General features: G+C 41.2%; 15 protein-coding genes. All 15 read left to right on the forward strand.

The genetic code is table 11. The annotated features are described in order from the left end of the window. Positions 1 to 55: 55 nt before the first annotated feature. The 15 genes from DV427_RS07595 to DV427_RS09615 all read left to right on the forward strand — a co-directional run bounded on the left by DV427_RS07595 (position 56) and on the right by DV427_RS09615 (position 12,060). Positions 56 to 250, forward strand: coding sequence for a hypothetical protein (locus tag DV427_RS07595; protein ID WP_114891892.1), 195 nt, complete (start codon positions 56 to 58; stop codon positions 248 to 250). Positions 251 to 315: 65 nt separating this feature from the next. Beyond that, the gene (locus DV427_RS07600; protein WP_114891893.1) at positions 316 to 1,170 is read left to right on the forward strand and encodes a hypothetical protein; all 855 of its coding nucleotides are present in this window, start codon (positions 316 to 318) and stop codon (positions 1,168 to 1,170) included. Between the two features lie 24 nt (positions 1,171 to 1,194). Continuing rightward, entirely contained in the window at positions 1,195 to 2,190 is a 996-nt protein-coding gene (locus DV427_RS07605) for a N4-gp56 family major capsid protein (protein ID WP_205334660.1), read from the forward strand. Positions 2,191 to 2,242: 52 nt separating this feature from the next. Beyond that, positions 2,243 to 2,677: a hypothetical protein gene (locus DV427_RS07610; protein ID WP_114891894.1), complete on the forward strand. Its 435-nt coding sequence runs from the start codon at positions 2,243 to 2,245 to the stop codon at positions 2,675 to 2,677. Continuing rightward, entirely contained in the window at positions 2,677 to 3,066 is a 390-nt protein-coding gene (locus DV427_RS07615; RefSeq protein WP_114891895.1) for a hypothetical protein, read from the forward strand. Before DV427_RS07610 ends, DV427_RS07615 begins: the two co-directional genes overlap by 1 nt. Beyond that, positions 3,066 to 5,051 carry a hypothetical protein gene (locus tag DV427_RS07620; protein WP_114891896.1) on the forward strand — a complete coding sequence of 662 codons (1,986 nt, stop codon included), beginning with the start codon at positions 3,066 to 3,068 and terminating at the stop codon, positions 5,049 to 5,051. Before DV427_RS07615 ends, DV427_RS07620 begins: the two co-directional genes overlap by 1 nt. Before the next feature lie 118 nt (positions 5,052 to 5,169). After that, positions 5,170 to 6,567, forward strand: a complete 1,398-nt coding sequence (locus tag DV427_RS07625; RefSeq protein ID WP_240317984.1) for a tail fiber protein — start codon at positions 5,170 to 5,172, stop codon at positions 6,565 to 6,567. Between the two features lie 10 nt (positions 6,568 to 6,577). Beyond that, entirely contained in the window at positions 6,578 to 7,333 is a 756-nt protein-coding gene (locus DV427_RS07630) for a hypothetical protein (protein ID WP_114891897.1), read from the forward strand. After that, positions 7,326 to 7,823 (forward strand): enoyl-CoA hydratase, encoded by a 498-nt coding sequence (locus tag DV427_RS07635; protein WP_114891898.1) that lies wholly within the window; start codon positions 7,326 to 7,328, stop codon positions 7,821 to 7,823. Before DV427_RS07630 ends, DV427_RS07635 begins: the two co-directional genes overlap by 8 nt. A 53-nt stretch (positions 7,824 to 7,876) precedes the next feature. Further along, positions 7,877 to 8,695, forward strand: a complete 819-nt coding sequence (locus tag DV427_RS07640) for a hypothetical protein (protein ID WP_114891899.1) — start codon at positions 7,877 to 7,879, stop codon at positions 8,693 to 8,695. Between the two features lie 17 nt (positions 8,696 to 8,712). Next, positions 8,713 to 9,081, forward strand: coding sequence for a hypothetical protein (locus DV427_RS07645; protein ID WP_005642880.1), 369 nt, complete (start codon positions 8,713 to 8,715; stop codon positions 9,079 to 9,081). Continuing rightward, positions 9,065 to 10,204, forward strand: a complete 1,140-nt coding sequence (locus DV427_RS07650; protein ID WP_240317969.1) for a hypothetical protein — start codon at positions 9,065 to 9,067, stop codon at positions 10,202 to 10,204. Before DV427_RS07645 ends, DV427_RS07650 begins: the two co-directional genes overlap by 17 nt. Positions 10,205 to 10,216: 12 nt before the next feature. Next, positions 10,217 to 10,744, forward strand: a complete 528-nt coding sequence (locus DV427_RS07655) for a hypothetical protein (protein ID WP_114891900.1) — start codon at positions 10,217 to 10,219, stop codon at positions 10,742 to 10,744. A gap of 3 nt (positions 10,745 to 10,747) precedes the next feature. Then, positions 10,748 to 11,512 carry a hypothetical protein gene (locus DV427_RS07660; RefSeq protein ID WP_114891901.1) on the forward strand — a complete coding sequence of 255 codons (765 nt, stop codon included), beginning with the start codon at positions 10,748 to 10,750 and terminating at the stop codon, positions 11,510 to 11,512. A 425-nt stretch (positions 11,513 to 11,937) separates the two neighbouring features. Further along, on the forward strand, positions 11,938 to 12,060 hold the full coding sequence (locus tag DV427_RS09615; protein ID WP_275895596.1) for a hypothetical protein: 123 nt from the start codon (positions 11,938 to 11,940) through the stop codon (positions 12,058 to 12,060). The last annotated feature ends 355 nt before the right edge of the window (positions 12,061 to 12,415 follow it).

The raw sequence follows: 12,415 nt of genomic DNA on the forward strand, positions 1-12,415 counted from the left end.
TTCTCCACAATAGCCGAATTGTAGAAATACAGTTCGGTTTTTTATTGGAGTTTTCATGCAGAAACTAAAATTGCAAAATGAAGCAGATAAAAAATCTCTGATTATTTATCTGAATATTCGAATTATTGAGTATAAACAAGATTTATGCGGTGAAGGTTTAACGCCGCAACAATACAATGTTCTTAGAGGAAGAATCAAAGAACTGCAAGATCTTGTTGGTGAACTCGACCCAACATTACAGGCCCGCTAATTTCAGCGGGCTTTTTTATTAACGCATTATCACAAGCCGCTTTATGCTGCTTAACGAGGTAATACATGGAAAATCAAGACACCGTAGAATTTAATGCTGATGCCGCTTTTGACGAAGCCGCTAATCAACTTGAATCAGGTGGACTAACTGCCGACAACGAGCCGCCTGTTGCAAATGACAACAATCAGCCTGCGCCCGATCAGCGTGGAGAAAAACCTCCTCAAGAAAGCAACCCGCAAGCGCCGGAAGCAAAAGAGGAAGAGCCTGAATGGTTAGCAAATGCCACTGACGAAGTGAAAGAGCATTTCCGCTCAATGAAAGCAGACAAAGAACGCTACGAACACATGGCTAAATCTCATCGTGGTCGTGCTGGTGCGTTCGCAAAGAAATATCAACAAGCACAAGCCGCTCTAGAACAGCTCAAACAAAACCAACCTTCCTTTGATGGAGAATTGGAAAGTTTGCGTGCTGATTATCCTGAAGTTGCAGAGTTATTGTCCCGCATTATTGCCGGACAAAATAAACGCCTTGAAGATGTTTCTGCCCCAATCGCTCAAATGGTGGAAGCCAACGTTCAAGATTTTGCACAGCAACAACTTGATACCTCTATTTCTTTAGTCACTCAAGCCGTTCCTGATGCAGACAATATCTTGCGCGACCCTATGTTCCATCGTTGGGTAGATTCGCAACCAAATGGCGTTAAAGCAATGTTTAGCTCTGACGATCCGCAAGATGCGATTTATTTACTCAACGAGTATAAACGTGCAACATCCTCCATCACTGAGCAACGTAATAAACGCTCTCAACAATTATCCGCCATGTCGCTCCCAACGGGGCGCAGTGCGCCAAAAGGCGGTGATGAAATTGATGAAGATGCGTTATTCGATCAATTAGCTGCTCAATTTGCTAAGCAGCGATAGTTAGTTCATTTGAGGAAAATTATTATGCCTACAACTAAATCTACGGATATTTCCCAACGCACACAAGTGTATGCAGAAGCTAAAATGTTAGCTCATGCTGAACCGGTATTGATTTTGACTAAACTTGGTCAAACCAAACCAATCCCACAAAACAAATCCCAAGTGATTAAATTCCGCCGTCCAAAACCGTTTGCACCGGCTTTAACTCCATTAACTGAAGGTGTTCGCCCTGAATCCCAAAAAATGGTGTATGAAGATGTGGAATGCCGTTTACAACAATTTGGTGCGTGGACTGAAATCACCGATGTGATTCAAGATACTCACGAAGATCCTGTGTTGTCCGACATGACCATGCTTTCTGGTGAGCAAGCAGCAGAAACCACTGAGCTTGCAACGTGGGGGGCAATCAGCGGTGGTACTAACGTGATTTTTGCCAATGGTTCGGCAACTTCACAAGTCAATACAGCTTTGAAATTAGAACACGTACGTGCGGCAGTGCGTAAATTACAACGCAACCGTGCGAAGAAAAAAACTAATATTTTGGATGGTTCAATCAAATACGGTACTAAACCGATTGAAGCAGCCTATATTGCTGTTTGCCACACAGACTTGGAAGCGGATATTCGCAATTTGCCAGGCTTTACCTCAGTTGCTGAATATGGCTCTCGTCAGCCAATCGTTCCACAAGAGTTCGGTACGGTAGAAAATGTGCGTTTTATTACCACGCCATTGCTTATCCCAACAGCAAATGCAGGTGCATCTGCTACTGGTAAAGTATTATCTACAGGTGGTTCAAATGCGGACGTGTACAAAATCGCGATCTTTGGTCAAGAAGCCTATGCAGTTTGCCCATTGAAAGGCAAAGATGCCGCACAAATTTTGGTACGCAATCCTGGTAAAGCTGAAAAAGGCGATGAACTTGGTCAAACTGGTTCCGTTGGTTGGAAAACTTGGTGGGCTGGTAAAATCTTAAATGATGCGTGGTTAGTTCGTTTGGAAGTCGCTGCAACCGCACTTTAATTTGAAACTCAAGCCCTCCTCGTGAGGGCTTTCTTTTTTAATGAGGAAATCTATGTTATATCCATTTATTGATTTGAAAAAAGCCACAAAAGAAGAGTTGGTTGCGCACTTACGTGAACAATGCGGCATTGAAAAAGATGGTAAGAAAGAAGAGCTTGTTCAGGCTATTCTTGATTTTGAAAGCTCTAGTGGTTTGGTTCGCCCTGATACGCCAACAGAAAATGAGTTGAAAGAAACTCCTCCAGTTGATTTGCCTAAACGTGTGCGCATTATCATTGCGCCAAGTGAAGCTGACAACAGTGATGTGTATGTCGGTCTTAATGATTTGGATATATTAATTAAACGCGGAGAAGAAGTTTCCGTACCCGAATCTGTTTATGTTTTACTTTCTAAAGCTGGCGAACATCGCTTTGAACAAAATAAAGACGGTACTTATAGCGAATACTTTGCTCCTCGCTATTCAATTACTGTATTAGGTGATGCCTAATGAATTACTTGCAGCTTGCTCAACGGTTACGCCGTGAAATGAACGATACAGGCGAAGGCCCGCATAATGTTACCAATCAAACTGGTCGTAACCTTGAGTATGTTGATGCTATTCGTGAAGCATGGTTAGATATTCAATCTTTACGCCCGTGGAACAAGCGATTTTGGGAGAGTGGTTTTGATAGTGATAATCTTCAAGAATTAGAAGCGTCCTCTGATACGCCATTTATTCCTAAGCAATTCCACGTGGCGATTGTGTACTACGCTATGCAAAGTAAAGCCCTGTCACAAAATGCGCAAGAGCTAGTTATCCGCGGGCAAAATGAATGGGATAAATATCTCCATTTGCTTTGCGAACGATTCTTACCCACTCCATCATTAGGCAAATAATGTCACAACTTCCACGAATTCAGTCACAATTTATCGCCATCAGCGGCGGCATGGATTTAACTACGCCACCGATTGCAAAGGCGAACAGTGAAGCGATTATCGCGTTAAATGTGCAACCTAATTATGGTGGAGGGTTTTCACGCATTGAAGGTTATGAATGCATTGACGGCGAAATGATTCCTTCTAAGATGGATTATGCAGTATTAGTGGTTAATGAAATTCCTCAAGATAAATCCTTTCTTAATAAAACCTTCAACCATCAAGGAAAACGCTATCAAATTATTGATGTGTTAGCGCAAGAGCTTGTTGTTGCAGCATTACGCCCATTAAATTTAGCTAATGGCAATGTTTTTAGCGTAGAGGGAACATCTTTCACAGCTCACTACGTGCATAGCTCTACAGAAGGAGAGTTAGAAGATGATTTACGCTACCGTGCGACCGCTTTTCAATTGGGCGTAGATCATGTACTTACCGTACCGGGAGAAAATCCAATTCGTGGCGTACTAGAACTCAATAACGAAGTCATCGCCTTTCGAGATAACGGAGAAAAGTGCGGTGGATTTATCAGCTCAAGTCAAGGATGGTCAGCCATACCGAATACCTATTTAGTTAAACTAAAAAACGTGGTAAAACCTGAGAATTTACTGAATGGTGCTGAGTTTATATCCGCTAGCAGTCGTGGGATTATCCATTCAGTCACGCTTGCCCCAGATAATTTATCTGGTTACGTGGTTCTCTCTCAATCGGTTATTGAAAATCAACCTTTACAAATAAAAGAGGAGACTGTTGCGACCATTGAGCACTGCGAGTTAGTCAAATTATCAAAAGGATTGTCTTGGCACTTTATTTATCACAATTTTTATGGCGGTGCAGATACGTTTTATGCTTACGGTTGCAATGGCGAACAAATCATTGAAGTGCGACCAAATGGAGTAATTGTTCCAATTTTGGTGAATAGTAACAATCCGCAATATATCTGTGCACACCGCAATCACTTATTTGCCTCTTTCCCAGGTGGGCAATTAGGACATGCTTTAGTGGGGCGTCCTAACCAATGGTCGGTTTTACTCGGTTCTGAACAATTGGGGTTAGGTGATGAAATCACTGCACTTTCTTCCACTGTTGGTGGGGTATTAATTATTGGTTGCCGCAATAAAATAGCGGGGCTTTATGGTTCAGGGCGTGACGATTGGGTTTTAAAAGAAGTTTCTTCTATCGGCATTGTACCTGAAACATTACAAACAACATTCGTTCCTTTAGCTATTAGTAAAAATGGTATTACACGCATCGATCAAACCGAGCAATTTGGCGATTTTCGATTAAGTGAAGTAGATGCCAATCGTAAACTAGGTTTCGACAAGCAACATTACAACATTGTTTATACTTCCACAAAACCGAAATCAAATCAGATTCGGTTCTATTCCAAAGAAGGTCGTCATATTTGTATGATGTTACAAGCTGATGGCTCAACACGGAGTGCATTTTTTACTTATCCTGAGATTTTACGTGGGGTATGGCAATCACCAGAACAAGTTTACTTGGCTTTTGATGATGGTAAGGTATATCGCCAATCTGATAAATGTTATTCCTTTTCTGGAAAGCCAATTGATTGGATTATTAAAATGGCATTTAACCATTGTGGGTCCCCAACATTGATTAAAAGTTGGCATAGCGCAGAATTACAAGCGACTACAGAGGGAAAATCTAAATTAAGTTATCGTTTCGATCTTGATTACAATTCTAACTACCATGCATCAACATTGAGCAAGGATTTGCAAATCGCTGGTGGCGGCGGGCGTTGGAATGATTCCTTTTGGAATGATTTCCTGTGGTCAGCGGAAGATTATTCTACACCAACATTCTATTTATCTGGCTATAGTCGCAATATTGCACTGTCATTTTCTGGTTCATCTATTTACTCCCCACAATTTGAAATCAGTGGGCTTATTCTCAACTACATAATTCGGAGAAATTATCGTGTCTGATGAAAAAAGAACGTGGTATCAACGCACCCATCAATTTACCCCTTACACCAAGGCAGATGGCACGGCAGTTTCTGATGAATTTGATGCCATTCAAGCGAGCTTTGAACGCATTCCAGCAATGCGTGATGATGGAAAAGGGTTTACAACCAGCCCATTAATTCCAGAGCCTAGCGACCCATATCACCCTGTGCCATTTAAAATGCTAACGGAAACAGAAGCAAGCGTGAATAATGCACGTGATGATGTTACGGAAAAGGCTCAACAAGTCGCGCATAATGCTCAATCCGTTGCGACAAATACTCAAACAACCATTAATCAAGCTAAGTCAGCATCTCAATCCGCAGAATCAGCTTCCGAAAGTAGTCGTTCAGCAAGAGATTCGGAGGAAATGGCACGTAAATGGGCTTCTAATCCTGAAAATGAAGTCGTTTTAGATGAAAAATACTCTGCTTACCATTATGCGCAAAAAGCAGCACAATCCGCCGAAAATTTAGCAAGTGCGGAATCATCTGCAACACAAAGTGCGACTATTGCTACACAAAAAGCAGAGGAAGCGACGCAAGCAGCCAAAGCTGGTAAAGAACTTGCGGAACAAATTTCGCAGTTGCAGCAGAATGTAACAAAAAATTACATCCCTAACGACAAAAAATCCTCTGCCGTAGATAGTAATAGTGAAGAAAACGTCGCAAACAGTGCAGCGGTTAAAACTGCTTATGACCTTGCTAATAGCAAACAATCCCCAGCCACAACCTTAGCTGGCTATGGCATCGGGAACTTTAAAATTGAGCCTTTTGTTGGCAATTTAAACACCTTAAAAACCGATGGTGTTTATGCGATTACGCAAGTAAGCCGCTCTCAAAATCTACCAGTATCGACCAGTTGTCACATTCAAGTGATTGCGGGTGGCGATGGAGATTGGTGTCGTCAAATTGCCTATATTGCTTATAGCACAGATATGTATGAGCGACATCAAACAAGCTATCAGACAGATAGTTGGTCGGCTTGGGCGCGAATTGATGTTAGAGATGAATTTAATGCATTAAAAGATATATTTATTGGTGTCCCAATCCCTTATCCACTCTCTACCGTCCCAATAGGTTGCTTAGCCATGAACGGACAGCGGTTTGATACTCGTCGTTATCCAAAATTGGCACAGAAATATCCGTCAGGGCAACTACCAGACATGCGCGGTGAATTTATTCGTGGTTGGGATAATGGTCGAGATGTGGATACTGGACGTGCGTTGTTATCTGCACAAGGTGATGCAATCCGAAATATTACTGGCGAAATATCTGATTTTATGTATGAAAGTAAATATGTATTTAATAGTACTCATGCATTTAAAGGCGCATTTTACAAAGACTTATCAGTTAAAGATTTAGCAATTACAGTCAACCCGTCAGATACTAATCAATTTGGTGATAGGGTTAAATTTGATGCATCACGAGTAGTTCCTACTGCGTCTGATAACCGTCCACGTAACATCGCATATCACTACATTTGCTTAGCCGCATAAGGAGTACAACATGACCGTAACATTTAATCAAGACAGCTTTGCCGAAACAAGTGGTGAAATCATCGTGTATTGCACTGACAACCAAGGTATTTACAGCCATAGTGCCACCGAATATGTGAGTGAAGGCGGAAGCCTTTCCGCAGGCAGTTATGTAGATGCACCGCCACAACCGAAACAAGGCTTTGTCATTGTGCGAGCAGATAACAGTTGGCAATACCAAGTTGACCATCGAGGAACCTATTACAGCAAGGAAACGGGCGAAAAAGTAGAACATACCGCACTGGGTGAATTACCCGAAAATTTAACCGCACTTGCGCCACTTGCTGAACCATGCAAATGGAACGGTACAGCATGGGTAAAAGATGAAGCAAAAATTGCTGATAATTTTACAAAAAACCAAACTCGCCTTATCGCCAACATTGACGAGCACGCGGCAAAAATCTACAGCACGTGGACTCGCTTTGAAAGCGAGTACCGTGAGAGACAAGCGGCCGCAGAAGCCTTTAAAGCCGCAAATTATGAGGGCGAATGCAGTCGATATATCTCAGACTTTGCACAACGTGCGAGACTGGATAACAAGACCGCCACAAACCTGATTTTGACACAGGCAGCAGGCTTGGAAAAACTGCAAGTTGAGTTGGCTGACCAACGTATGCGCAAATATGAGCTCCAAGCCCCTAATCTCACACTAGAGCAACTGCAATCAATCCATGATGACATCATCAAACAAATGGATCATTTAATGGAGGCTTATAATAATGGCTAATGTTTATTTGGCGCTTTATAAAGGCAAAAAAACAGGGCTTAAACCCACCGCACTTTTGGCGCGTTTTTCAGATTGGCTCACTCGTAAACTGACAAAAGGGCCTTACTCTCACTGCGAGATTGCTGTTGAGCGTATTGAGTACACATCAGGCCATCACTACGAGCATGAGCTTCATTATGACTGTTATTCATCATCTATTCGTGATGGCGGCGTGCGTTGTAAAGAGATTGATCTCACCGAAAGAGATAAGTGGGATTTGGTGTTGCTTGATGGCGTAAGCGAAGCAGAAGTTAAGTTTTATTTCAATGCTACAAAAGGGAGTAAATACGATTGGTGGGGCGCTATTGGTATTGTGTTAGGCATTAAGCAAAAACGCAGTAAATATTTTTGCTCCGAATGGTGTTTCAACGCAATCAAAGGTGGCGACCAAGGATGGCGGTTTAGTCCGAATCAGCTTGCTGTTGTTTTTACCACCGTAAGTAATAATTAAATAAATTTTCAACAAGAGGCCGCGAAATAAGCGGTCTTTTTTTAGGAGAATATATGTCAATTCTAGGTTCTATGACGGATGCGGTGAATAAAACTAAAACACCGCAAGCCCCAACTATTTCCACTCAACCTCCGACAAAAGATACATCACAGACAATGGCAGGCAATGTGTCCAATTTATTAAATAGCAATTCACTTTTAATGAATAGTGCGGCTGCTAAAGGAGAGCGTATGGCTGCTAATCGCGGTTTGCAAAATTCAACCATTGGTGTGGAATCTGCTCAACGTGCAATGCTTGATGCGGCAATGCCAATTGCAAGCCAAGATACGCAAAATGCGTTTGCGGAAAAACAAACTCGCTTACAAGCTGATTTAAATTTCCAAAATCAAAGTAAGCTCAATCAGCAACAAAATCAATTCACCGCGTCACAGGCTGAATTAGATCGCGGTCATCAGCGTGGAATGGCGCAATTACAATCTGACCTAGCTTATAGCAATCAAAGCAGATTGAATCAAGCTCAGAATCAATTCACTGCATCTCAAACTGCACTTGAACGCCAACAACAAAAAGATATGGCGAATTTGAATCATCAAAATGAGATGAAGAACTTAAATGCGCAAGTCGCGGCTAACACTATTGGTAAATCTATTGATTTCACCATGCAAATTACCAGTAACTTCGATGCGCAAATAGCCACGATCTTGAATAACTCGAATATGAAAGCTGAGGATAAAACTAAAGCTATTGAGCAACTGAAAGCAAGTCGAGATTCAGAAATTCAATTTATGAGTAAGTTTATGCAAGGAATTCCGACCACTAGACAAAATTGGTCGTCTTTTCCGAGTTTAGGTGTTCCGTCAATTCAAATTTAGTTAATAGGAGAAAGGTTATGGCGTTTTGGGATGGTGCATGGGATGCAATTAGTGGCGCTGGTAAATGGCTGGGGGAAACAGCTGGAAGTGCAATGGATTGGATGGATAACCATAAAGCAGCAAGTAATATTATCGGTAATGTTATTGCTGGTGCTGGTGGTTACTTTGCACAAAAACAAGCTGGTAAAGATTTGATCAATCAGCAACGTGAGTTATTAAATCTGCAAGATCAGATGAAATCAAAATATTCAGCCGTACCAGATGCGGATTGGTCGTATAAAAGTTTGACAGTGGATGATTCTCCTGGATTGGCAAATGGCGGTATTTTGACTGAAATGAAGAAACGTTCTGAAACTAAAGGGGCTAACAATGGCAGAGTTGCATGATAGTTTTGGTGAGTCAATGGAAAAAGCTGGCTATGAGCGAGCTAGAGATTCTGATTCATCCTTTTCCGGTGGAGGTGGTTGGCGAGAAGATAACAGTAGTGATAGTTATCGTAGTACGTCAGATAGATGGAATGACCACAAATCTAGATACGGAAAAGACAAACTCTATACTGATGCATTTAATGAGCGAAGAAATAACTCTAGTTGGAGTGGTGGTCATAGCGCAATTAGCCGAACAATTAGCTCTAGTTGGAGTGGTGGTCATAGCGCAATTAGCCGAACAATTAGTGAAAAATATCATTCGCTCGCTAACGGTCAAATGAGCACCGCCGCTCCAGAAAAAGATCAGAAAACGCTCACTGGCGGTTTGTTTGGAAAAAGTTACTCCAATGCGCCTTATTCCGCCCGAGAAGATTGGGATAATGTTGGATTCTTTACCTCAGATGAACGATTGAGAGATATTGCGCACCATAATGCGATGGGAGATAAGACAAAAAAATACACTGGTGATACAGTCGGAAATGTTGTTTCAACGCTTATGGGAGCTGCTGGTGAACCAGTATCTAAAGGCGCGGCAATTACACAAGGAATCACTCAACTTGGCGTTTCCAAAACTGGAACAATTGCAGACAAATTCAAAGATAAGGAAAAAATCCTTGAAAAAATGACCCCTTCTCAACGCCAAGCCTATCGCTCAAATTACCACGCGGCCCAGAACTTTTATGATGAAGATATGGATTCATTTGGCTCTCGATTTGCTGGCGGATTGGCGACAGCGGCAGGAGTTATTGGTTACGGTGCCAATCCAGCCCTTGGTAGTTTTGTTGGTACTGGAGCTAAAACAATAGTAGATGGCTTGCGACATAATCATGCCCTTGAACATGCTGCTGAAAAGTTAAACTCTCCAGCTTTAAAAGGAGAAATTGCTAATCGAAAAGATGCGATAGCTCGTGCATCGAAAGAGGATAGAGAGCGAAGAGCAATGGATGGCAGTAATGAGCCGTATAAGCCTGGAATCTTAGGCTCAATGCAACAACGTCTCAATCCAATAAAAACGGAAAATGAGGATTACAACGAAATTCCTCAGCTCATCAACTTATGGAACAATATTTCAATTCGATAGAAGGATAAATTCATGGGTATTTTAGATTCAATGACACAACAATCACAACCACAGACAACAGAACAAAGTGCGGTCGAAAATCCACAGAGTTCACAACAACAGGGAAGTATGGCACAGATGTATCAAATGTTGATGCAAAATTCCATTAATGCTATCGCAAATGTTGCGCAACAGCGTATTCAAGAAAAAGGACCCGAAGAAGGTATTGCCGATTTAGTCGCAAAAGCAATGATTTCAAATCTTCAGGCCGCGCAACAAAATGGAAAAACTATTCCACCGCAAGTGATGATGCAAGTCGCTAAAGATTTAGCTATGCAATTATTACAGCAAGTTGGTGTGCCAGAAGAGCAAATTGATGATGTATTAATTGATATTTTAATGAATGCGCTTGAGCAATTTGGCGAAGCAACGCACGGTGCGTTACCTCAGGAAGAAGAACAGCAATACGTTGATATGATCAATAAAGTATCTGAAATGGAAAGCCAACGCCGTGCACAAGTGCAAAACGGTCAATCAAAACCAATGCAACAAGGGGCATAATTTATGGGATGGAGTGGAATTTTAGGTGCGATGACACAAGGATTGGGAACTGGTATTGTCAAAAATGTTGAGCAAGGGTGGAAAGATGAAGAAACTCAAAAGTTGTTAGATTGGAAAACGGCAGAAGCCGACAAACAACGTGCTTTTGATAGTGAATTGCTTGATAAAAAATACAAGCACGAGTTTGAGCTTGAAGATCATAGAACTCGTAATGAGATTTCAGCGGCGGCTGCAAAAGCTCGAATTTCGGCGCGTTATTCTCATAGCGACGAATCAGAAGCGCAAAAAAATCTTCTCGGCGCAACTCAAACTCTTGGTATTTATGATAGCCAAATACATGCCTTGCAAGAAAAATTGTCTGCAACAGAAGATAAAGAGCAACAAAATGCGATTACTGCAAGAATCAATGCTGTTTCTGCTGAACGCGATAATTATCTGAAACGCCCTGATACAATCTCTGCATTTAAGGGGGCTGGCCAGATGGGGCAAGCGCTTTATATGACCGGCGGTGGTGATATGGATTTGTACAATCCGAAACCAGTGGAGCGCGAAACGGTAGCTGAGGATGTTGAATCTTCTATCGCTCCTCCTGTGCGCAATATGGTTGATGTAAATAATCTCACTCCACAACAAGCGGCAGATATTGCAAGACAGAAAAGTGAAGACGCCGCTCATTTGCAGTTTGCCAAAGCATCAGCCGATGCTAAAGATTGGGCGCAAAAACGCACGCAGTATCAATCATCAACTTTTATTCCACGCACATTCTAAAAGTTCAGTAGTTTTATAAAGCAAAGGCGAGATTTCTCTCGCCTTCTTTATTTAATAATGATGTGCTAATATTTATTGGAGGGAAGCGTAAAGCATAGTAATGCAAATGCTTTTAACCTTTTTAGATTTGTAGGTCATTAAATATAATGGTATTATGAATGGTAATATATAATGATATTGCTTTTACAAATTTTGTTTTAAATCATAGTGTTATTTAATTAAGTCTAATCCAGCTAGTCGCACCATCTAACCCTTTCATAACCCAGCGAAACTAATCGCGGGGTTTTGTTTTGTCCAAGTTTCACAAGGGGTTATAGCACTTTCTCCCCTCATATCTAATCGTCTTTAATCGCTGTTTTTAGTAACAAGTTTAGTAACAAGATGCTAAACTCTAAAAAATCTTGTTACTAAACTAAGGAAAAGTGATGTATCGTGTTACTAAACCTCTCACAAATATTGAAGTTGATAAGGCTAAACCAAAGGCTAAGAAATACAATTTAACTGATGGTAAAGGTCTTTTTTTTACGCATAAAACCAACAGGAGCTAAGGGGCGGATTTTTAACTATTACCACCCAATCAAAAATAAGAGAATATCTTTTACTATTGGTACTTATCCCTCTATAAGGCTTTCATTGCCTCGTTAATAGCATGAAGAATGGCTTTCTTTAATAGCTCAAAAAATCGCTCCTCAAGAACATAAAAAAGAACGAGAGAGAATCGCTCTAGGAGAGAATGAAAATACCTTCTTTAAAGTAGAGTTGCTTTGGAAAGAAAAGGGAATTAGGGAAGTTGAACCTTTAACTATGGAAAAGAACTGGAGAAGATTAGAAAAATATATCTTTTACAGATTAAAATAGTTAGATGATTCTTACGAAAGAAAATATGGTTGAGTTTTAAACAAA

The sequence above is a fragment of the Haemophilus haemolyticus genome (genome assembly GCF_003351405.1).
GTDB lineage: Bacteria > Pseudomonadota > Gammaproteobacteria > Enterobacterales > Pasteurellaceae > Haemophilus > Haemophilus haemolyticus_N.